Genomic DNA, 21,628 nt, shown 5'->3' with positions numbered 1-21,628 from the left:
TGCGTGGTTTAAGTGTCGCGCAACCGGCCCGCGGTCACGCTGGCGTGACGCTCGGCGGCGAAAGCCGGCCGGCGACCTCGACGACGCGGCGGGCGAGGTGGTCCAGGGCGTTACCCGTCGCCTCGTCGCACTCGTTGATGTTGTCGTGGGTGGAGACCAGGCTCACCCCATACGGATTGCCGTCGACGAACTTCAGGGGATCCGTGTAGCCGGGCGGCACGATGATGCCGCCGAAATGCATCAGGGTGATGTATAGCGAGAGCAGCGTGGTTTCCTGACCGCCGTGCACGGTGTTGGACGACGTGAACGCCGCGTACACCTTGTCCGCGAGCTTGCCCTCGGCCCACAGCCCGCCCAGCGAGTCCAGGAAGTTGCGCAATTGCGCAGCGGGAGAGCCGAACCGGGTCGGCGAACCGAAGATCACCGCGTCGGCCCAGACGATGTCCTCACCGGTCGCCGCCGGAAGGTCTTTGGTCGCTTGGTAATTCGCGGTCCAGGCCGGGTTCTGGGCAAACGATTCCGGGTCGCGGGTCTCGGCGACGTGCCTGAGGCGGACTTCGGCGCCGGCGGACTCGGCCGCGGCCGCCACGCGTTGCGCCATCGCGGTGCCATGCCCGGTGGCCGAATAGTAGATGATCGCGAGTTTGGTCACGAGCGCATCGTAGGACCGCACCGGCCCGCGCCCCAAGCGCGCGTCGGTGCAGGTTACGGCAGTGGTGAGCCCGTCGATGCCCGTCAAACGCAGCCGTTAGGCTGGCCGGGTGAATCTGCCTGTTGTATTGATCGCCGACAAACTCGCCCAATCGACTGTCGCCGCCCTGGGAGACCAGGTCGAGGTGCGCTGGGTAGACGGTCCCGACCGGGAGAAGCTGCTGGCCGCGGTGCCGGAGGCCGACGCGCTGCTGGTGCGTTCGGCCACCACGGTGGACGCCGAGGTGCTGGCGGCGGCCCCCAAGCTGAAGATCGTCGCCCGCGCCGGGGTCGGGCTCGACAACGTGGACGTGGACGCCGCGACCGAGCGCGGCGTGCTGGTGGTCAACGCGCCCACCTCGAACATCCACAGCGCCGCCGAGCACGCGCTGGCGCTGCTCTTGGCCGCCGCCCGGCAGATCCCTGCCGCCGACGCCTCGCTGCGCGAGCACACCTGGAAGCGGTCGTCGTTCAACGGCACCGAAATTTTCGGCAAGACGGTCGGGGTGGTGGGGCTGGGCCGGATCGGCCAGTTGGTCGCCCAGCGGTTGACGGCCTTCGGCACCCACCTTGTCGCCTACGACCCCTACGTCTCGCCGGCCCGGGCCGCGCAGCTGGGCATCGAACTGCTGTCCCTCGACGAGTTGCTGGGCCGCGCAGACTTCATCTCGGTGCACCTGCCGAAGACGCCCGAGACGGCGGGCCTGATCGGCAAGGAAGCGCTGGCCAAGACCAAGCCGGGCGTCATCATCGTCAACGCCGCCCGCGGCGGCCTGGTGGACGAGGCCGCGCTGGCCGAGGCGGTGAGCAGCGGCCACGTCCGGGCGGCCGGCCTCGACGTCTTCGCCAAGGAGCCGTGCACCGACAGCCCGCTGTTCGAGCTGCCGCAGGTGGTGGTCACACCGCATCTGGGCGCATCCACCTCCGAGGCCCAGGACCGCGCCGGCACCGACGTCGCCGAAAGCGTGAAGCTCGCGCTGGCCGGGGAATTCGTGCCCGATGCCGTCAATGTGGGCGGCGGCGTGGTCAACGAAGAGGTGGCGCCCTGGCTGGACCTGGTGCGCAAGCTCGGCGTGCTGGCCGCCTCGCTGTCCGCCGGGCCGCCCGTTTCGGTGTCGGTGCAGGTGCGCGGCGAGCTGGCCTCCGAAGACGTTGAGGTGCTGAAGCTTTCGGCTCTGCGTGGACTGTTCTCGGCGGTGGTCGAGGGTCCCGTCACGTTCGTCAACGCGCCGGCGCTGGCCGAAGAACGCGGCGTCGCCGCGGAGCTGACCACGGCTTCGGAGAGCCCGAACCACCGCAGCGTCGTCGACGTGCGCGCGGTCGCCGCCGACGGCAGCGCCGTCAACGTCGCCGGCACGCTGTCCGGCCCGCAGTTGGTGGAGAAGATCGTCCAGATCAACGGCCGCAACTTCGATTTGCGCGCCCGCGGCACCAACCTGGTGATCAACTACGTCGACCAGCCCGGCGCGCTGGGCAAGATCGGCACCCTGCTGGGCTCGGCGGGCGTGAACATCCAAGCCGCGCAACTGTCCGAGGACGCCGAGGGGCCGGGCGCGACGATCCTGCTGCGGCTGGATCAGGACGTCCCGAGCGAGGTGCGGTCGGCGATCGGCGCGGCGGTGGGCGCCAACAAGCTCGAGGTGGTTGATCTGTCGTGAAGCGCGCCGGCGACGATGCAGAACGTAGTGATGTGGGGGCGGCGCAGTGAAGCTCGCTGTTATCGGCGGCGACGGCATCGGGCCCGAAGTGACGGCCGAGGCCGTCAAAGTGCTCGACGCGGTGCTGCCCGGTGTGGAGAAGACCGACTACGACCTGGGTGCCCGGCGCTTTCACGCCAGCGGTGAGCTCTTGCCGGAATCGGTGCTCGGCGAACTGCGCCAGCACGACGCCATCCTGCTCGGTGCGATCGGCGATCCGTCGGTGCCCAGCGGGGTGCTGGAGCGGGGTCTGTTGCTGCGCCTGCGTTTTGAGCTCGATCATCACGTCAACCTGCGGCCGGGCCGGCTGTATCCCGGTGTGGCAAGCCCGCTCGCCGGAAACCCCGACATCGATTTCGTGGTGGTGCGCGAGGGCACCGAAGGCCCCTACACCGGTACCGGCGGAGCGATCCGCACCGGCACGCCCAACGAGGTTGCCACCGAGGTGAGCCTGAACACCGCCTTCGGCGTGCGCCGCGTGGTGGCCGACGCATTCGAGCGCGCCCAGCGCCGCCGTAAGCACCTGACGCTGGTGCACAAGACGAACGTGCTGACGTTCGCCGGCAAGTTGTGGGCGCGCATCGTCGCCGAGGTCGGGGAGCAGTACCCCGACGTCGAGGTCGCGTACCAACACGTCGACGCGGCCACCATCTTCATGGTCACCGACCCCGGGCGCTTCGACGTGATCGTCACCGACAATCTGTTCGGCGACATCATCACCGACCTGGCGGCGGCGGTGTGCGGCGGAATCGGCTTGGCCGCCAGCGGAAATATCGACGCGACGCGCACGAACCCGTCGATGTTCGAGCCGGTGCACGGCAGCGCTCCCGACATCGCGGGCAAGGGCATCGCTGATCCGACCGCGGCGATCATGTCGGTCGCGTTGCTGCTCGCCCACATCGGCGAGGACGATGCCGCTAGCCGGGTGGATCGGGCCGTCGAGTCGTATTTGGCAACGCGTGGGAACGAACGGCTCGCCACCACCGAAGTCGGCGAACGGATTGCCGCCGGGCTGTAGTTTCCAGACCGGGCGGCAGCAGCCGCGCGGGCACCAACGGCACCGCGACGACCGGGAACAGTCCGCACAATATCCACGCGTTCGGGTATTTCGCGGCGGTGATCAGGGCGCCGAAGAGCGGTGGCGCGGCGGCCGCGACCACCCGCTGGGTGGTGTTCTGGATGCCCAGGGCGCGCCCGCTCCAGAACGGGCCGGCGAATTCGGTGATGGCCGTGGCCTCCAAACCGTTGTCGAGCACGGCGATCACCGAGATGGCGACCATCACGGGCGCCTGAAAGCTCGAATCCAGGAAATCGGCCCAGGCCAACAGGAACAGGGTGACGGCGGCCGCGCCCGCGATGAGGCGGACCGGACGCATGCGCGAACCGATCCGGTCGGACCAGCGGCCCACCAGGACGCGGCCGATGGCACCCAGCAGCTGCGAAAGGGTGACCAGGCTGCCGGCGGCCGCGACCGACCAGTTCAGATTCTTGATCAGCCACACCAGCATGAATGTGACGGTCACCGTCTGCGGCACCATCATCAAGCCCGCGACCGTGTGAATCCGCCACAGCGTCAAGGACCCTCGGTAGGGGCTGGCGAGTTCGGTGTCGGTGGCTTTCTCCCGCGGCTTGCGCGGCGGGTCGATGATGCCGATCGCGCTGGCCGCCGCCCCCAAGGCGCACGCCAACGCCGTGAACCTGAGCCCCGCGCTCGGCCCGTGTTCGGCGAGCTCGGGAATGACCAGCGCTCCCAAGGCGATTCCGAGGGGCTGGGCCGTCTGGCGGAGACCCATCGCCAGGCCGCGTTGGTGCGGCGGGAACCACGCCGACACCAGCCGCCCGCCGGCGGTGTTGCAACTCGCGGCGGCCATGCCGCCCAGAAAGAGATACACGGCCATGAGCACCAACGAATGCGCCGATGCCGCGGCGAAGGCCGCCACCGCGGTGAGCGCCGAACCCGCGGCCATCACCAGCCGCTCGCCCACCCGGTCCAGCACGTACCCCCACAGCACGAGCGTTACGACCATGCCCCAGCTGGGCATCGAGGACAGCAGACCGGCTTCGTCGAGCGGGATTCCCCGCGCCGTTTGCAGCGAGGGGATCAGGAACGCGACGCCGTTGATGAAGAGGAAAGTGCTGGCGGTGACCACCAGCGATACCACCATGATGGACCAGCGCCCGCCCGGGCCGAGCTCGGGCGTGGCGGTCCCCGTTTGCATTCCCCATGCTCGCACAGGCGGGGAAAACCGCTGGTAATACTCGGGTGGGAGGTGCGCCCAACGCCGCGCTCGCGACCGTCACTAGGCTCAACGAAATGCGCCTTGGTCGAATCGCCAGCCCGGACGGTGTCGCCTTCGTCAGCATCGAGGGTGACCTCGCCGATCCCGCCGCGATGATTGCCCGCGAGATCGCCGAGCACCCATTTGGCACGCCGAACTTCACCGGCCGCTCGTGGCCGCTGCCCGATGTGCGGCTGCTGGCCCCGATACTGGCCAGCAAGGTGGTCTGCATCGGCAAGAACTACACCGATCACATCGCGGAGATGACCGAACTCACCGGCCCCGCCGCGCCGGATCCGATCATCTTCCTCAAGCCCAATACCGCGATCGTCGGGCCGAACGTGCCGATTCGGTTGCCGGCCAACGCATCACCCGTGCATTTCGAGGGGGAGCTGGCCGCGGTCGTCGGCCGGCCCTGCAAGGATGTCACGGCCGCCGAGGCGGCCGACAGCATCCTGGGGTACACCATCGGCAACGACGTGTCGGCCCGCGATCAACAGAAGGCCGACGGCCAGTGGACACGGGCGAAGGGCCACGACACCTTCTGCCCGGTCGGGCCGTGGATCGTCACCGATGTCGACCCGGCGGACCTGGAAATCCGAACCGAGGTCAACGGCGAGGTGAAGCAGCACAGCCGCACCTCGCTGATGATCCATGACGTCGGCGCCATCGTCGAATGGATCTCGGCCGTGATGACCCTGCTGCCCGGCGACCTGATCCTCACCGGGACGCCGGCCGGGGTCGGCCCGATCGAGGACGGCGACACGGTCGCCATCACCATCGAGGGCATCGGCACCCTGTCCAATCCCGTGGTCCGTAAGGGCAAGTCGTGACGGCCGAAGCGAAAGTCCGCGTTCGGTTCTGCCCCTCGCCCACCGGCACCCCGCACGTCGGAATGGTCCGCACCGCGCTGTTCAACTGGGCCTACGCCCGGCATACGGGTGGCACGTTCGTATTCCGCATCGAGGACACCGACGCCGAGCGCGACAGCGAGGAAAGCTATTTGGCGCTGCTCGACGCGCTGCGTTGGCTCGGTCTCGACTGGGACGAGGGGCCCGAGGTCGACGGGCCCTACGGTCCATACCGGCAATCGCAGCGCAAGGAGATCTACCGCGACGTGGTGGCCAAGCTGCTCGAAGCGGGTGAGGCCTACTACGCGTTCTCGACCCCGGAAGAGGTTGAGGCGCGTCACATCGCGGCCGGCCGCAACCCGAAACTGGGATACGACAACTTCGATCGGCAGCTGACCGACGCCCAGCGGGCCGCGTTCCTCGCGGAGGGACGCAAGCCGGTGGTGCGGCTGCGGATGCCCGACGAAGACCTCGGCTGGAACGACCTCGTGCGCGGGTCTACCAACTTCGCCGCGGGCAGCGTGCCCGACTTCGCCTTGACCCGCGCCAACGGAGATCCGTTGTACACCTTGGTCAATCCCTGCGACGACGCGCTGATGAAGATCACCCATGTGCTGCGCGGCGAGGACCTGCTGCCGTCCACGCCACGCCAGCTCGCGCTGTATCAGTCGCTGATCCGGATCGGCGTGGCCGACCGGATCCCGGAGTTCGCCCACTTGCCAACGGTATTGGGGGAGGGGACCAAGAAGCTGTCCAAGCGTGACCCGCAGTCGAACCTGTTCGCCCACCGCGACCGGGGCTTCATCCCGGAGGGGCTGCTCAACTACCTGGCGTTGTTGGGCTGGGCCATCGCCGACGACCACGACCTGTTCAGTCTCGACGAAATGGTGGCCGCGTTCGACGTCGTCGACGTCAACTCCAATCCCGCGCGGTTCGACCAGAAGAAGGCCGACGCGCTCAACGCCGAGCACATCCGCATGCTCGAGCCGGCCGACTTCGCGGGCCGGCTGCGCGACTACCTCGACGTGCACGGCCATCGGCTGGGACTCGACGACGCGGCGTTCGCCACCGCCGCCGAGCTGGTGCAGACCCGCATCGTCGTGCTGGGCGACGCGTGGGAGTTGCTGAGGTTCCTCAACGACGACGAGTACGCCATCGATCCCAAGGCCGCCGCCAAGGAACTCGGTCCGGACGCGGCCACGGTGCTGGACGCCGCGCTGACCGCGCTGGACGGCGTGACGGATTGGACCACGGCCCAGATCGAGCCCGCGCTCAAGGCCGCGCTCATCGAAAACCTGGGCCTCAAACCGCGCAAGGCCTTCGGCCCGATCCGGGTGGCGGCCACGGGAACGACGGTCAGCCCGCCGTTGTTCGAATCCTTGGAGCTGCTGGGCCGTGAGCGCAGCGTGCAGCGGCTACGCGCCGCGCGCGAAGCGGTCGCCGGCTAGGCGAAGCCCTCGCGTGCGGAGTGTGTGGCGAGTCTTTGGTAGTCTGCACTGCGGTTCGCAAAGGCCGACAACGGCTGGCAACAGCGGTCCCCCGAGCGGCGTGTTATCGCTCGGAATGACCGCTGACCAGCGGTTTTAGGCAGCCAATGGGGTATGGTGTAATTGGCAACACAGCTGATTCTGGTTCAGCCATTCTAGGTTCGAGTCCTGGTACCCCAGCAAAATCTCGCCACCTCAAGCGATTAGGTGGCCTTCTGACGTGTGAGCTATGCTGACACCTCGGATCGTGTCCGGCCCCGTCGTCTAGCGGCCTAGGACGCCGCCCTCTCACGGCGGTAGCGTGGGTTCGAATCCCATCGGGGCTACAAAACTATTGACCGGTTCCCAATACGGCCGGTGCCGTGGACCCACCCACCGGCATGGCCGGCAGTCCGAGTTTGCGGTGATCCCAGGAGCGGGCGCGCTGGGCGACGATGCGCACGCAGACGCGCTTGTTCATCATCTGCTCCACGAAGGGCTTCATCTCGTCGGTGTAGGGCCCGGTGTAGCGCTCGAACACGCTTACCCCCACCCGGTGCGACACATCGGGATCGTCGACGATTTCCGCGACGCCCTCGAACGACACCCCACGCAGTGTGTCGTAGGTGTCGCCGTCCTCGATCAGGAAGCTCACCCGCGGGTCCCGTTTGAGGTTGACCGCCTTCTGTGACTTGGCCTTGGTCTCCAGCCAGATTTCGCCGTCCACGACGGCGTACCACATTGCGGTCAGGTGCGGCTGGCCGTCGGGGCCGATGGTGGCCAGCGTTCCGGTGCGGCTCTTGACAACGAAGTCGGCGATCTCGTCTTCCGACATGACGATGCTCGCGCGCTGATTGGTTCCCATGGCGGTCAGTCTGACAGCCCACGTCCGGTCGAGTGTGCGCTGGTGGCTTTCACTGTGCGCCGACGGCGTCGAGTGTGCGTGTGTGGCGGGATTTTGGCGAGTTCGCCGCCGTAGTTGCACTCGCTACGCCATTGATGCACACCCGATTCGGCGGCCCCTACAGCCGGCGGGTGAGTGCTTCGGCCGCCGACAACAGATCGGCGGCCCAGCGCGCGCCGGGACGGCGACCGATCCGGTCGACGGGTCCCGACACGGAGATGGCGGCGATGACCGCGCCGCGGCCATCGCGCACGGGAACGGACACGCTCGCGACGCCGGGCTCTCGCTCGGCGACGCTTTGCGCCCAGCCGCGGCGCCGCACTTCGGCAAGCGTGCGCTCGGTGAATTTCGCCGTCGGCAGCACCGCCTTTTGCGTCGCCGCATCGCTGTGAGCCAGCAGCACCTTGGCGCCCGAACCGGCCGTCATCGGCAATCGCGCCCCGACCGGGACGGTATCGCGAAGGCCCGCAGCGGGTTCCAGGGCGGCCACACAGACCCGCGTCGTGCCTTCGCGGCGGTACAGCTGCACGCTCTCGCCCGTTGTCTCGCGCAGCAGGGGCAGCACCCCCGCGCTGGCGGCCAGCAGCGGATCGTTGACGTGGGCGGCGAGCTCGGTGACGGCCGGACCCAGTAGCCAGCGGCCTTCGTCGTCGCGGGCGAGCAGGCGATGGATTTCGAGCGCGGCCGCCAGCCGATACGCGGTGGCCCTGGGTAATCCGGTCCGCTCGCACAGTTCGGCCAGTCCGCAGGGGGATTGGGCGATGGTGTGCAGGACACCCACGGCTTTGTCGAGGACGCCGATGCCGCTATGCTGTCTCACAAGGAGATACTAGCGTCTCGCATTCTGAGATCACAGCCCGTGGTGGATCGGCGAGCCGCGCATCAGGAATAGAGGCGAGTTTTCAGATGGGATCCGGCAAGCCGCGCACCCTGGCCGAAAAGGTATGGGACGACCACGTTGTGGACAAAGGGGGCGGTTCCCAGCAAGGAGGGGCGCCCGACCTGATCTATATCGATCTGCATCTGGTGCACGAGGTCACCAGCCCGCAGGCCTTCGACGGGCTGCGGCTTGCGGGCCGGACCGTGCGACGCCCCGACCTGACGCTGGCCACCGAGGACCACAACGTCCCCACGGTCGACATCGACAAGCCGATCGCCGACCCGGTGTCGCGCACCCAGGTCGAGACGCTGCGCCGAAACTGCGCCGAATTCGGTGTTCGCCTTTATCCGATGGGGAATATCGAACAGGGCATCGTGCATGTCGTCGGGCCGCAATTGGGCCTCACCCAACCCGGAATGACGATTGTCTGTGGTGATAGTCACACGTCCACGCATGGCGCATTCGGGGCGCTGGCGATGGGCATCGGCACATCGGAGGTCGAGCATGTGCTGGCCACCCAGACGTTGCCGCTGCGGCCATTCAGGACGATGGCGGTCAATGTCGACGGCGAATTGCCCGCCGGTGTGACCGCCAAGGACATCATTCTCGCGCTGATCGCCAAGATCGGCACCGGCGGCGGGCAGGGCCACGTCATCGAATACCGTGGCAGCGCCATCGAATCGCTGTCGATGGAAGGCCGGATGACGATCTGCAACATGAGCATCGAGGCCGGCGCCCGGGCGGGCATGGTGGCGCCGGATGCCACCACCTTCGAATTCCTGCGCGACAAGCCGCACGCGCCCCAGGGTGAGCAATGGGACGCGGCGATGCGCTATTGGCAGCAGCTGCACACCGACCCCGGCGCCGTCTTCGACACCGAGGTCCACCTCGACGCAGCATCGTTGAGCCCGTTCGTGACGTGGGGAACGAACCCGGGGCAGGGCGTGCCGCTGGCCGCCGCCGTGCCAGACCCGGAGCTGATGACCGGTGACGCCGAACGGCAGGCCGCCGAGAAGGCGTTGGCCTACATGGACCTTCGCCCCGGGACCCCGATGCGCGATATCGCGGTCGACACCGTGTTCGTGGGCTCTTGTACCAACGGTCGTATCGAAGACCTACGGGTGGTCGCCGACGTGCTGCGTGGGCGCAAGCTGGCGCCCGGAGTGCGGATGCTCGTGGTGCCGGGGTCCATGCGGGTGCGCGCGCAGGCCGAAGCCGAAGGGCTGGGCGAGGTTTTCACCGCCGCGGGCGCCGAATGGCGCCAGGCGGGCTGCTCGATGTGTCTGGGGATGAACCCGGACCAGCTGTCGCCGGGGGAGCGGTGCGCGGCGACGTCCAACCGCAACTTCGAAGGGCGCCAGGGGAAAGGCGGCCGCACGCACCTGGTGTCTCCGGCCGTCGCCGCCGCGACGGCGGTTCGCGGCACATTGTCCGCCCCGGCCGATTTGAACTGATCCATTCGGGAAGAAGGCAAGAGCATGGAAGCATTTCACACGCACACCGGCATCGGTGTCCCGTTGCGGCGGTCCAATGTCGACACCGATCAGATCATTCCGGCGGTGTATTTGAAACGGGTGACCCGAACCGGTTTCGAGGACGGATTGTTCGCCAGCTGGCGGTCGGATCCCTCATTCGTCCTCAACCTCAGCCCCTTTGACCGGGGGTCCGTCCTGGTCGCCGGACCCGACTTCGGGACCGGCTCGTCGCGCGAGCATGCGGTGTGGGCCCTCATGGACTACGGGTTCCGGGTGGTCATCTCGTCTCGATTCGGTGACATCTTCCGGGGCAACGCCGGCAAGGCGGGGCTCCTGGCGGCCGAAGTTTCGCAAGATGGCGTGGAACTACTTTGGAAGCTCATCGAGCAGAGTCCGGGACTGGAAATCACTGCCAATCTTCAAGATCGAAATATCACCGCGGGAACGACGGTGCTGCCGTTCAAGATTGACGACCACACCGCCTGGCGGCTTCTCGAAGGACTCGACGATATAGCCCTTACGCTGCGGAAACTCGACAAAATCGAGTCATACGAGGCCGCCTATCCACAGTGGAAGCCGCGCACTCTGCCTGCCTCGTGAACGGTCGAGACGACCGAAATTTCTTCTTGCTCACCTAACTAAACCGGGTGGAATTCCCGTCCCCCACCGGTCAAGGGCGGCAACCGGATTGCGAAAATCTGCGATTGTCCGACCCTGAAATTGCGCGTGGCTCTTGGAAATTTGCTGGGTGAGGGTTTACCGTGTTCGCTAGTCGGTTCAAACAGAGGACCACTAGCGTCGGAGGGATTGGATGAATAAGGCAGAGCTCATAGATGTGCTCACACAGAAATTGGACACCGACCGACGGCAGGCAACCGCCGCCGTCGAGAACGTTGTCGACACCATTGTGCGCGCGGTGCACAAGGGCGACAGCGTCACCATCACCGGGTTCGGTGTATTCGAGCAGCGGCGCCGCGCGGCCCGGGTGGCCCGCAACCCGCGTACCGGCGAGACGGTGAAAGTCAAGCCGACTTCCGTGCCGGCCTTCCGGCCCGGTGCTCAGTTCAAAGCGGTTGTATCTGGGGCACAGCGTCTCCCGTCGGAAGGACCTGCAGTGAAGCGTGGTGTAGTGGCAAGCGGCGCGGCGAAGAAGACGGCCGCTAAGAAGGCTCCGGCGAAGAAGGCGGCGGCCAAGAAGGCGCCCGCCAAGAAGGCCGCCCCGGCGAAGAAGGCTCCCGCGAAGAAGGCTCCGGCGAAGAAGGCTGCGACCAAGGCTCCGGCCAAGAAGGCCGCAACCAAGGCCCCGGCCAAGAAGACCGCGGCGAAGAAGGTCGTGGCGAAGAAGGCTCCGGCCAAGAAGGCCGCAACCAAGGCTCCGGCCAAGAAGGCCGCCGCAAAGAAGGCTCCGGCCAAGAAGGCCACCGCCCGTCGCGGTCGCCGCTAAGGCGTCGGTCGAGTTCTAGACGCGAATACCCTTCGGGAAGCAGCGATGCACCCGAAGGGTATTCGCGTGTTATGCCCGCACGTTGGCGGCCAGGGCGCCACCGATGTGGTCGGCCGACACCAGCCGGCCGCCCGCGAGCGAGAGCACCCAAGTGCTGCCCTTGTGGTTGCGTGACTTGTCGGGACGCACCCCGTCCCGTTCGCACCACCACGTGATCAAATCCGGGATCACCTTGCCCTGCGTGCAAATGACCGGTGTGCCTTCTTGCTCCGCGATGGCGAGCACGCGGTGCCGGCCGCGTTTGGGGCTCTTGGCGTAAGACTCCTCGGTGAGGGCGGGCTCGTTGTGCACCGTCACACCCAGCTCCTCCGCGAGCGGCTCCACCGTCTGATGGCAGCGCAGCCGGTCGGCCGCATATACATCCGTGGCGCCGAAGGCCAGCAGCTGCGGCACCAGTGCCTCGGCCTGCGCACGCCCCCGTTTGTCCAACGGCCGCTGGGTGTCGTCGCCCTTGAAGCGCGATTTCCGGCCGGCCGTGCCGTGCCGAACCACCAGCACGGTGTGCGTGTCAGCTGGATGTTTCGTGAAGTGGCGCAACATCTTTCGATCGTGCGAATAGCTGAGCCTCTTCAGTGCGTCGGAGATCGGCAGCCATACCAATTCGTCGACCTCGTTGCCGGGGGTGAAGTCACCGCCGGTGCTGCGCGCCGCCCAGTAGTAGACCTTCTTGACCCCGGCCTCGATCGGGTAGCTCACCATGTCGAGCCGCCTGCCCAGGATGGCGTGGTGCCCCGTCTCCTCGCACACCTCCCGCACCGCGGCGACGGGCGCCGTCTCGCCCGGGTCGACTTTGCCCTTGGGCAGCGACCAGTCGTCGTAGCGCGGGCGGTGGATCACCGCGATCTCGAGGCCGGGATTGGACGCATCGGTCGGTCGCCACAACACGGCTCCGGCGGCATACACGATCCGGCTTCCCGAACGCGAGCTCTTGGTCGGCAACTCAACTCCTGCAGGTCAATTCGGTCCGGGGTCGCGCGCACGTTCGAGGTGCGGCCGGAGACAACCGTAAATCACCACGCGGAGGGTTAGGGACTGCGGTGCCGCTCCATCAACGACACTTGGTGATCGCGCACGGTGTGGCCCTCCTGCGGCGACGCGATCCACTGCCCGTCGGACCCCAGCTCCCAGCACCGGGTGGAGGGGTCGAGCGCGGACTCGAACAAGTCGTCCAGGTATGAGGTCAGCCTCGGATCCTTCACCTGAACCAACGCCTCGACGCGCCGGTCCAGGTTGCGGTGCATCATGTCGGCGCTGCCGATCCAGAACTCGTTGATGCGATTGAAATGCATGATGCGGGAATGCTCGAGGAAGCGACCGAGAATCGAGCGGACCGCGATGTTCTCCGAGAATCCTTCTGTGCCGGGCCGCAGCGCGCAGATGCCGCGCACCACCACCTCGACCCGCACGTCGGCCCGCGACGCCCGGTAAAGCGCGTCGATGACCTGTTCGTCGACAAGGGCGTTCATCTTCAGCCGGATCCGGCCACCACCGTGTTCGCGGTGCGCCGCGATCTCGCGCTCGACGCGTTCGATGATGCCCGTGCGAATGCCATGCGGGGCGACCAGAAGGTTGCGGTAGGAGACCTTGCGCGAGTAGCCGGTCAGCGAATTGAACAGGTCGGTCAGGTCGGCCCCGATCTCGGGAGACGCCGTAAGCAGCCCGACATCCTCGTAGAGTCGCGCCGTCTTTCCGTTGTAGTTGCCGGTGCCGATGTGGCAGTAGCGCCGGATCGTCGAACCTTCGCGCCGCACCACCAGGCAGGTCTTGCAGTGCGTCTTGAGTCCGACGTAGCCGTAGACGACGTGCACGCCCGCCTGCTCCAGCGTTCGCGCCCAGCGGATGTTGGCCTGTTCGTCGAAACGCGCCTTGATCTCTACGAGCGCCACCACTTGCTTGCCGGCCTCGGCCGCGGCGATGAGCGCCCGCACGATCGGCGAATCACCGCTCGTGCGGTACAGCGTCTGCTTGATCGCCAGCACGTTCGGGTCGGCGGCGGCCAGCTCGATGAATCGCTGGACGCTGGTCGAGAACGACTCATACGGATGATGAAGCAGCACATCGCCTTCGCGCAGCGTCGCGAAAATGCTTCTCGGCGTCTCGCGGTCGACGAAGGCGGGGCTGGTGGCGGGGACGAAAGCCGGGTCCTTGAGCGCGGGCCGGTCGACGCTGTAGATCTGCCACAACGACGATAGGTCGAGAAGGCCCGGCACCTCGATGACGTCACCCGGATTGACGTCGAGTTCGCGCAGCAGCAATTCCAGCATGCTCTCGGTCATGTCGTTGGCGACCTCGAGTCGCACCGGCGACCCGAACCGCCTGCGGGCCAACTCCCGCTCCAGCGCCTGCAGGAGGTCTTCGTCGCGGTCCTCTTCGACCTCGTAGTCAGCGTTGCGGGTGATGCGGAACGCGTGATGCTGAACGATATCCATGCCGGGGAACAGCACCGGCAGGAAGGCCGCGATCAGCTCTTCCATTGGCAGGTAGCGGATTACGGTCGCCCCTTCGCCATCGTCTGGATGTCCGGGGCCGCGCAGTTCGACGAATCGGTCCACGTTGTTGGGCACCTTCACCCGCGCGAAATGCTGGCCACCCTCTTCGGGTTGGCGCACCATGACCGCCAGGTTCAGGCTCAACCCGCTGACGAAGGGGAAGGGATGCGCGGGATCGACCGCGAGCGGGGTCAGAACGGGAAAGACTTGTTCGTGGAAATAGGTCGACAGTTCGTCGCGCTCACCCTGATCCAAATCGGCCCACGTGACTATATGTATGCCTTCCTCGGCGAGCGCCGGTCGCACCGAATCGAGGAACACCCGCGCGTGCCGGGTCGCGATCCGTTGAGTCTGCTCACCGATGAGGGCCAGTTGCTCGCGCGGCGTCAGTCCGTCTGCAGAGCGAACCGACAGCCCCATCTCGTCGCGGCGCTTGAGGCCGGCGACGCGGACCATGTAGAACTCGTCGAGGTTGGACGCGAAGATGGCCAGGAACTTGGCCCGCTCCAACAATGGCAACGAGTTGTCGTCGGCCAGCGCCAGCACGCGGGCGTTGAAGTCGAGCCAGCTCAGCTCCCGATTGAGGTAGCGGTCCTCCGGCAGGTCGGTGATGGCGGACGGCGTCGCGGCGGGCGGCGCTGCCACGGCCGAGTCGCCTTGATGCCACAAGTTCTGGTCGGGGCGTGCCTCAGCTTCGGTTTCAGTCACCCTGCGATCATTGCTCATCACTCGCCGATGCTGCTAGCGCTCGACGGACATCCGTTCGCCGTTGGGACGACGTTCACCGCGAGGACAGCTTGCCGGCCGATGTCACTGGTGGGCGAGGGCCCGGGCGGTCGCCGCGCCCACGCCGAGGCGGCGCGCGGCGGCGAGGTCGTCGGGGGTGTCGACGTCGCAACGCAGCCCCGGCCACGCGCCGGTCAGTTCGATCGCACCCGAACGTCGATGCCGCGCCGACGAATCGGCGCCGAACTGCGGATCGAGTTGGGCGCCGAAGGCGAACAGCGCGGCGGTTCCCGTCGCCAGCCGGTCGGCGACGAAGCTGCGACGGTGCTGCCGCGCGGCGGCGATGGCCTCGGCCAGCTCCTGCGTCTGCAGTGCCGGCAAATCGCCTTGTAGCACAACGGTATTCGGGAAGAATCCGCCCACCGCCCGTTCCGCGGTGGCGATGGCGTTGTTCAGCGGGTCGCCGTGCCCCTCGGGCGTCGGGTCGGCCAGTACCTCGGCCCCCAGCTCCGTCGCCGCCGCGGCGGCGGCTTCGTCGGGCGTGACGACGGTGATGGAGCCCAACGCGTCAACGCGTCCCGCCGCCGTCAGGGTGTCGATCAGCATGGCGAGCACCACGCTCTCCCGGGTGCGCGCCGAGAAAACCGGGGCCAGCCTGGTCTTGGCCGCGGCCAACCGCTTGACGGCGACGATCAGGGCAACGTCCTTGCCCGCGTCGTCGGCTCGTGTGCCGCTCATGAGATCTCATCCTGCCAGCGTCCGCCGACGGCGGACGCGCTAGCTCGCGTGACGTCCGCTGATCTAGGGTGTAGCGGCTGCAACACGCTGAGAGGACAGACGGGGGGTGGTGGATGACCGGCTCGAAGGGCGCCGTCGCGGTCATGGGCGCCGGCGCGTGGGGCACGGCGCTGGCCAAGGTGCTCGTCGAGGCGGGGGAACCGGAATCCGAGGCCACGCTGTGGGCGCGCCGGTCTGACGTCGCCGACCAGATCAACGCCACCCGGTGCAACCCCGACTATCTGCCCGGCACCGTGCTGCCGGCGGGCATCCGCGCGACCACCGACGCGGCGGAGGCGCTCGCCGGCGCTTCGACGGTGCTGTTGGGTGTGCCCGCGCAGACGATGCGCGCCAACCTCGAAGGGTGGGCGCCGCTGGTGCCCGACGGCGCCACCCTGGTCAGCCTGGCCAAGGGCATCGAGCTGGGCACCCTGATGCGGATGAGTCAGGTCATCGTGTCGGTGACTGGGGTGGACCCGGCGCAGGTTGCGGTGGTCTCGGGGCCGAACCTGGCCAGCGAGATCGCCGAATGCCAGCCCGCGGCCACGGTCGTCGCGTGCAGCGACTCCGGTCGCGCCGTCGCGCTGCAGCGCATGCTCAACACCGGGTACTTCCGCCCCTACACCAATAGTGATGTCGTCGGCACCGAGATCGGCGGGGCGTGCAAGAACGTCATCGCGCTCGCGTGCGGCATGGCGGCCGGCGTCGGGCTGGGAGAGAACACCGCGGCGGCGATCATCACCCGGGGCCTGGCCGAGATCATCCGGTTGGGCATGGCGCTCGGCGCCAAGGGCGCCACGCTGGCCGGCCTGGCCGGGGTGGGCGACCTGGTGGCGACGTGCACGTCGCCCCAGTCGCGCAACCGGTCCTTCGGCGAACGCCTGGGCCGCGGCGGGACCATGGAGTCGGCGATGCAGGCCGGCGGCGGCCACGTCGTCGAGGGTGTGACCTCGTGCGAGTCGGTGCTGGCGCTCGCGTCCAGTTACGACGTGGAGATGCCGCTCACCGACGCCGTGCATCGGGTCTGCCACAAGGGGCTGTCGGTGGACGAGGCGATGGCCCTGCTGCTCGGCCGCCGGACCAAGCCCGAGTGACCGCGATCAAAACCGCAGCCAGCGGCGCTGCCCGGCCGGAGCGCCGCTCAACCGGTAGCCTCTTTAAGTTGTGAGTGCCAGCGGAAACCGCGTGCGCGTCGCCGTCGTCTTCGGCGGGCGCAGCAACGAGCACGCCATCTCGTGCGTGTCCGCGGGCAGCATCCTGCGCAACCTCGACCCGCAGCGGTTCGAGGTGGTGGCGATCGGCATCACCCCGGAGGGATCGTGGGTGCTCACCGACGGCGACCCGGACGCGCTGGCGATCAGCAACCGGCAGCTACCCGAGGTGACTGCGCAGTCGGGCACCGAACTGGCCCTGACGGCCGATCCGCGCCGAAGCGGCCAACTGGTCTCCCTGTCGCCGGGGGCCAACGAGGTCCTGGCGTCCGTCGACGTGGTGTTCCCGGTGCTGCACGGCCCGTACGGGGAAGACGGCACGCTGCAGGGCTTGCTGGAACTGGCCGGCGTGCCCTATGTCGGGGCCGGCGTGCTGGCCAGCGCGGCGGGCATGGACAAGGAATTCACCAAGAAGCTGTTCGCCGCCGAAGGGCTGCCGATCGGCGACTACGCGGTGCTGCGCCCGTCGCGGTCGACCCTGCAGCCCGAGGAGCGCGAGCGGCTCGGCCTGCCGGTGTTCGTCAAGCCCGCGCGGGGCGGCTCGTCGATCGGGGTCACCCGGGTGTCGAACTGGGACGAACTGGGCGCGGCCGTCGCGGTCGCGCGCCGGCACGACCCGAAGGTCATTGTGGAGGCGGCGATCACCGGCCGCGAGCTGGAGTGCGGCGTGCTCGAAATGCCCGACGGCACAATCGAAGCCAGCACGGTGGGGGAGATCCGCGTCGCGGGGGTGCGTGGACGCGAGGATTCGTTCTACGACTTCGCCACGAAATATCTCGACGATGCGGCCGAATTGGACGTGCCGGCCAAGGTGGACGACGACATCGCCGACACCATAAGGCATTTGGCGGTCCGGGCGTTCAACGCCGTCGACTGTCAGGGGCTGGCCCGGGTCGATTTCTTCCTCACCGACGACGGACCGGTGCTCAACGAGATCAATACGATGCCGGGGTTCACCACGATCTCGATGTACCCGAGGATGTGGGCGGCCAGCGGCGTGGACTATCCCACCCTGCTGGCGACCATGGTGGAAACGGCGTTGGCGCGGGGCGTGGGTTTGCGCTAACCGGACGCCGGTGCCGGGTTGATGGGCACTGCCGGTATCGTGCGGTCGATCAGTTCGGAGAGTTGCTGGATCGGCGTCGGGCCCGATCCCGACGGCAGCGTGAGTGCGACGTACACCGGCCGATCCACCGTGTACCAGGTCGACCTGCCCGCGTCGCCGGCGGACTGCTGGTCGGGGTGCACCTGGAACCACTGCACCCGGTCGAGGACCTGGATCGGAGAGCCCACCACGAACTCCGCGGGGCGGTCCAGCCCGCAGCGCAGCACCACGGGCTCACTGTCCGGTCCGGCCCGCCACGCGGTGGCGCCCTCGGGCGCCGGCTGCGCGACGGGCGCGCGTTGATAGTCGCCGAGCCGCTGCGGCAACGCCCCGGCCAGTGCCCGGCATGCGGCGCTGTCGGCCTGCGGCGCCGGGGCCGCGGGCACGGCGACCGGTTGCGGCGGCGCCTCGCGGTTGGCCGCGATCACCAGGATCACCCCGATCGCGACGACGGCCAGGGCCACCGCGGCGAAGATCAGCGCGGGCGGGGGCCCCTCCTCGACGGCGGGGCGGGTATCGGGGTCGGTCGTCACCGCCCGCGGACCTCCTATCTCGGGCCGCGAGCGGTCCGCATCGTGACGGGGTTCTAAACTGGCGCGGGCCGCTCGCGCGGGCAGTAATTCAACTTACCCCAGGTGGGCGGTCGGATAGAGGCCCGCACGGGGCGGGGACGCGCCGGAGGAGGTGGCGTGGGCGACGACGGATCGAAATCCACACTGCAGCAGCTCGGTGAGTTCGCGGTCATCGATCGCCTGGTGCGCGGTCGGCGGCAGCCGGCCGCCGTGGCGGTCGGCCCGGGCGACGACGAGGCGGTGATCCATACGGGGGACGGCCGCGTCGCGGTGTCGACCGACATGCTGGTGCAAGACCGGCACTTTCGGCTCGACTGGTCGACCCCGCACGACGTCGGACGCAAGGCCATCGCCCAGAACGCCGCGGACATCGAGGCGATGGGCGCTCGGCCCACGGCCTTCGTCGTCGCCTTCGGCGCCCCGGGCGACACGCCGACCACCGACGTCGACGCGCTGGTCGCCGGAATGTGGGACGAAGCGCACCGCATCGGCGCGGGCATCGCCGGCGGCGATCTGGTCGGCTGCCCGCAGTGGGTGGTCTCCGTGACGGTGCTGGGCGAGCTGGACGGCCGCACGCCGGTGTTGCGGTCCGGCGCCACGGCGGGATCGGTGATCGCTGTCGCCGGCGAGCTGGGCCGCTCGGCAGCCGGCCTTGCGTTGCTCGGCAAGGGGATTGAGGGTTTCGACTCGCTGCGCCGCCGGCATCTGGTTCCCCACCCGCCCTACGGTCAGGGCGTGGCGGCGGCGGCCGGGGGAGCGCAGGCGATGATCGACGTCTCCGACGGCCTGGTCGCCGACCTCCGGCACATCGCCAAGGCCTCCGGTGTGGCGCTGGATCTGTCGACCGCCGCGCTGGCCGCGGACCACGACGCGCTGACCGCCGCGGGCACCGCGGCAGGCGCGGATCCGTGGTCGTGGGTGCTGGGCGGCGGCGAAGACCACGCCCTGGTGGCCTGTTTCGCCGGGCCGGCGCCGGCCGGGTGGCGAATCATCGGGCGGGTCCTCGAGGGCGAGGCCGACGTGCTCGTCGACGGACAACCTTGGACCGGCTACCCGGGCTGGCAGTCATATGACGGTTAGGGTGATGCGGTGAGCGTCGATGCTACGAAAGGACCGGCAACGACGGCGCGGCCCTTGACCGAACTTGTCGAGCAGGGCTGGGCCGCCGCGCTGGAACCGGTGACGGATCAGGTGGCCGCCATGGGTCAGTTCCTGCGGGCCGAGATCGCCGCCGGGCGCAGGTACCTGCCGGCGGGCCAGAATGTGCTGCGCGCCTTTACTTTTCCGTTCGACGACGTCCGTGTGCTGATCGTCGGGCAAGACCCGTACCCGACGCCGGGACACGCGGTGGGACTGAGCTTTTCGGTGGCCCCCGACGTGCGTCCGCTGCCACGCAGCCTGGCCAACATCTTCGACGAATACTCCGCCGACCTCGGTCATCCGCAGCCCTCGTGCGGTGATCTGACGCCCTGGGCCCAGCGCGGGGTGATGCTGCTGAACAGGGTGCTCACCGTGCGGCCGAGCAATCCGGCCTCACACCGGGGCAAGGGCTGGGAAGCGGTGACCGAGTGCGCGATCCGCGCGCTGGCCGCGCGCCCGCAGCCACTGGTGGCGATCCTGTGGGGGCGCGACGCTTCCACGCTCAAACCGATTCTGGCCGAGGGAAATTGCGTGGCCATCGAGTCGCCGCATCCCTCGCCGCTCTCGGCTTCCCGGGGGTTCTTCGGGTCGCGTCCGTTCAGCCGCGCCAACGAACTGTTGACCGGCATGGGCGCCGACCCCATCGATTGGCGGCTGCCTTGACCGAGATGACGGCCTTGCGGGCGCACCATCGGGGTGGCCCGGAGCAGCTGGTCGTCGAGCGGGCGCCCGTGCCGGCCCCGGCCGCGGGCGAAGTTCTGGTGGCCGTCCACGCCGCGGCAATCACGTTCGACGAGTTGACCTGGGACGAAACCTGGACCAAAGACGGTGTCAGCCGCACACCGGTGATCCCGTCGCACGAAGTCTCGGGCGTCGTTCGCGAGGTCCCCGTGGGCGGGGCGGATTTCGCGCCCGGCGACGAGGTGTACGGACTGGTCCCGTTCGACCGCGACGGCGGCGCGGCCGAATTCGTCTGTGTTCCCGCGGCCGACCTGGCCGCCAAGCCGTCGACGGTGTCGCACGTCGTCGCCGCCGCGCTCCCGCTGGCCGGCCTGACCGCCCTGCAGGCACTGGTCGACCAGGCGGGGGTGCGGGCCGGCGAGAGCGTGCTGGTGCACGGCGGCGCGGGTGGCGTGGGCGCCTTGACGGTCCAGCTGGCCGCGATGCTCGGTGCGCGCGTCACTGCGACCGTGCGCAGCGACGCCGCCGAGCTGGTCCGCGGGCATGGCGCCGACCGGGTGATCGACGTCCGCACCGAGACTTTCGACGATGCGGTGTACGACGTGGTGATCGACTGCGTCGGCGGTGAGACGTTGGACCGGTCGTTTCCCGTGCTGCGCCGTGGTGGGCGGCTGGTCACCCTGTCGGCGCCACCGCCGGAGGGTCGAGCCGACGAATATGGCGTCACGGCAACGTTTTTCATCGTTGCACCGAACCGCGACCAGCTGAGGGAACTCGCCGCGCTGGTCGACGGCGGACGGTTGCGCGTCGACATCGCCGAGACCTTCCCGCTCGAGCGGGGCCGCGAGGCGTTCGAAAGTCGTGGGCGCCCGGGCCGTCGCCCCGGCAAGACGGTGATCGTCGTCCGGGACTAAGGCCGGGCCTGGTTTCAGGTTCGTGGGGTTTCTGTATTCCCTTGTGTCACTGTGGTTTCAGTGGTCACAATGCGGCCGTTTTTGTCGGTGGGTGTTCGTAGAGTTTGAGGCATGGGTGTCAGCAGTCGTGAGGAGATCGCCGGGGTCATCGACGCGCTCGACGGCGATGCTGAGCGCTTGTGTGCGTTGTCTTTTGACGCGTTGACGACCCCGGAGCGGTTGCGCGTCTTGGAGCGGGTGGAACGCGTGGCCCGCCGGCTGCGCACC

20 protein-coding genes and 2 tRNA genes are annotated in these 21,628 nt (G+C 68.3%); 14 read left to right on the top strand and 8 right to left on the bottom strand.

The genetic code is table 11. The features are described from left to right. Nucleotides 1–34 precede the first annotated feature (34 nt). Nucleotides 35–652 (bottom strand): NAD(P)H:quinone oxidoreductase, encoded by a 618-nt coding sequence (wrbA, locus tag BRW65_RS04640; RefSeq protein WP_073872311.1) that lies wholly within the window; start codon nt 650–652, stop codon nt 35–37. Between the two features lie 109 nt (nt 653–761). On the opposite strand from wrbA, the gene serA reads away from it, so the two are divergent. Next, nucleotides 762–2,348, top strand: coding sequence for a phosphoglycerate dehydrogenase (gene serA / locus BRW65_RS04635; RefSeq protein WP_073871829.1), 1,587 nt, complete (start codon nt 762–764; stop codon nt 2,346–2,348). Between the two features lie 46 nt (nt 2,349–2,394). After that, on the top strand, nt 2,395–3,405 hold the full coding sequence (locus BRW65_RS04630) for a 3-isopropylmalate dehydrogenase (protein ID WP_073871827.1): 1,011 nt from the start codon (nt 2,395–2,397) through the stop codon (nt 3,403–3,405). Here the strand turns inward: BRW65_RS04630 and BRW65_RS04625 are convergent. After that, complete coding sequence (locus BRW65_RS04625) at nt 3,305–4,606, bottom strand: MFS transporter (RefSeq protein WP_073871825.1); 1,302 nt, start codon at nt 4,604–4,606, stop codon at nt 3,305–3,307. The genes BRW65_RS04630 and BRW65_RS04625 overlap by 101 nt on opposite strands. A gap of 95 nt (nt 4,607–4,701) precedes the next feature. On the opposite strand from BRW65_RS04625, the gene BRW65_RS04620 reads away from it, so the two are divergent. From BRW65_RS04620 to BRW65_RS04605, 4 genes are all read left to right on the top strand, one after another. Next, nucleotides 4,702–5,499 (top strand): fumarylacetoacetate hydrolase family protein, encoded by a 798-nt coding sequence (locus BRW65_RS04620; protein ID WP_067276470.1) that lies wholly within the window; start codon nt 4,702–4,704, stop codon nt 5,497–5,499. Continuing rightward, on the top strand, nt 5,496–6,965 hold the full coding sequence (gltX, locus tag BRW65_RS04615; RefSeq protein ID WP_073871823.1) for a glutamate--tRNA ligase: 1,470 nt from the start codon (nt 5,496–5,498) through the stop codon (nt 6,963–6,965). Before BRW65_RS04620 ends, gltX begins: the two co-directional genes overlap by 4 nt. Nucleotides 6,966–7,112: 147 nt before the next feature. After that, a tRNA-Gln gene (locus BRW65_RS04610) sits at nt 7,113–7,184 on the top strand. Nucleotides 7,185–7,257: 73 nt separating this feature from the next. Next, nucleotides 7,258–7,330, top strand: a tRNA-Glu gene (locus BRW65_RS04605). A 5-nt stretch (nt 7,331–7,335) separates the two neighbouring features. Here the strand turns inward: BRW65_RS04605 and BRW65_RS04600 are convergent. Together BRW65_RS04600 and BRW65_RS04595 are read right to left on the bottom strand one after the other, a co-directional pair. Beyond that, entirely contained in the window at nt 7,336–7,848 is a 513-nt protein-coding gene (locus tag BRW65_RS04600; RefSeq protein WP_067266114.1) for a pyridoxamine 5'-phosphate oxidase family protein, read from the bottom strand. 157 nt (nt 7,849–8,005) lie between these two features. Next, a complete protein-coding gene (locus BRW65_RS04595; protein WP_073871821.1) occupies nt 8,006–8,707 on the bottom strand; it encodes an IclR family transcriptional regulator in 702 nt (233 codons plus the stop codon). Nucleotides 8,708–8,793: 86 nt separating this feature from the next. Here BRW65_RS04595 and leuC point away from each other — a divergent pair, with 86 nt between their 5' ends. The 3 genes from leuC (at nt 8,794) to BRW65_RS04580 (ending at nt 11,686) form a co-directional block, all read left to right on the top strand. After that, a complete protein-coding gene (gene leuC, locus BRW65_RS04590) occupies nt 8,794–10,221 on the top strand; it encodes a 3-isopropylmalate dehydratase large subunit (protein ID WP_073871819.1) in 1,428 nt (475 codons plus the stop codon). A gap of 24 nt (nt 10,222–10,245) precedes the next feature. Next, complete coding sequence (gene leuD, locus BRW65_RS04585) at nt 10,246–10,842, top strand: 3-isopropylmalate dehydratase small subunit (protein ID WP_073871817.1); 597 nt, start codon at nt 10,246–10,248, stop codon at nt 10,840–10,842. A gap of 211 nt (nt 10,843–11,053) precedes the next feature. Beyond that, a complete protein-coding gene (locus tag BRW65_RS04580) occupies nt 11,054–11,686 on the top strand; it encodes an HU family DNA-binding protein (RefSeq protein WP_073871815.1) in 633 nt (210 codons plus the stop codon). A 69-nt stretch (nt 11,687–11,755) separates the two neighbouring features. Here the strand turns inward: BRW65_RS04580 and BRW65_RS04575 are convergent, their stop codons facing one another. From BRW65_RS04575 to cofC, 3 genes are all read right to left on the bottom strand, one after another. Then, nucleotides 11,756–12,685, bottom strand: a complete 930-nt coding sequence (locus BRW65_RS04575) for an NUDIX hydrolase (protein WP_073871813.1) — start codon at nt 12,683–12,685, stop codon at nt 11,756–11,758. 86 nt (nt 12,686–12,771) lie between these two features. Beyond that, the gene (locus BRW65_RS04570) at nt 12,772–14,964 is read right to left on the bottom strand and encodes an RNA degradosome polyphosphate kinase (protein WP_073871811.1); all 2,193 of its coding nucleotides are present in this window, start codon (nt 14,962–14,964) and stop codon (nt 12,772–12,774) included. Between the two features lie 81 nt (nt 14,965–15,045). Continuing rightward, nucleotides 15,046–15,699, bottom strand: a complete 654-nt coding sequence (cofC, locus tag BRW65_RS04565; RefSeq protein WP_073871809.1) for a 2-phospho-L-lactate guanylyltransferase — start codon at nt 15,697–15,699, stop codon at nt 15,046–15,048. A 113-nt stretch (nt 15,700–15,812) separates the two neighbouring features. Here cofC and BRW65_RS04560 point away from each other — a divergent pair, with 113 nt between their 5' ends. Both BRW65_RS04560 and BRW65_RS04555 read left to right on the top strand, forming a co-directional pair. Further along, entirely contained in the window at nt 15,813–16,832 is a 1,020-nt protein-coding gene (locus BRW65_RS04560; protein WP_073871807.1) for an NAD(P)H-dependent glycerol-3-phosphate dehydrogenase, read from the top strand. A 70-nt stretch (nt 16,833–16,902) separates the two neighbouring features. Continuing rightward, nucleotides 16,903–18,015: a D-alanine--D-alanine ligase family protein gene (locus BRW65_RS04555; RefSeq protein WP_073871805.1), complete on the top strand. Its 1,113-nt coding sequence runs from the start codon at nt 16,903–16,905 to the stop codon at nt 18,013–18,015. Here the strand turns inward: BRW65_RS04555 and BRW65_RS04550 are convergent. Beyond that, complete coding sequence (locus tag BRW65_RS04550) at nt 18,012–18,587, bottom strand: DUF3515 domain-containing protein (protein ID WP_084187712.1); 576 nt, start codon at nt 18,585–18,587, stop codon at nt 18,012–18,014. The genes BRW65_RS04555 and BRW65_RS04550 overlap by 4 nt on opposite strands. A 156-nt stretch (nt 18,588–18,743) precedes the next feature. Between BRW65_RS04550 and BRW65_RS04545 the strand changes: the two genes are divergently transcribed. The 3 genes from BRW65_RS04545 to BRW65_RS04535 are packed head-to-tail and all read left to right on the top strand — an operon-like array spanning nt 18,744 to nt 21,361. Beyond that, nucleotides 18,744–19,706: a thiamine-phosphate kinase gene (locus tag BRW65_RS04545; RefSeq protein ID WP_073871801.1), complete on the top strand. Its 963-nt coding sequence runs from the start codon at nt 18,744–18,746 to the stop codon at nt 19,704–19,706. A gap of 9 nt (nt 19,707–19,715) precedes the next feature. Further along, the gene (locus BRW65_RS04540; RefSeq protein WP_073871799.1) at nt 19,716–20,429 is read left to right on the top strand and encodes a uracil-DNA glycosylase; all 714 of its coding nucleotides are present in this window, start codon (nt 19,716–19,718) and stop codon (nt 20,427–20,429) included. Nucleotides 20,430–20,434: 5 nt separating this feature from the next. Beyond that, nucleotides 20,435–21,361 (top strand): NADP-dependent oxidoreductase, encoded by a 927-nt coding sequence (locus BRW65_RS04535; protein WP_073871796.1) that lies wholly within the window; start codon nt 20,435–20,437, stop codon nt 21,359–21,361. Nucleotides 21,362–21,628 lie beyond the last annotated feature (267 nt).

The sequence above is a fragment of the Mycobacterium paraffinicum genome (assembly GCF_001907675.1).
GTDB classification, from domain to species: Bacteria; Actinomycetota; Actinomycetes; order Mycobacteriales; family Mycobacteriaceae; genus Mycobacterium; species Mycobacterium paraffinicum_A.
Note: the sequence above shows the minus strand (reverse complement) of the source record. Positions and strands in the feature narration are given on the sequence as shown.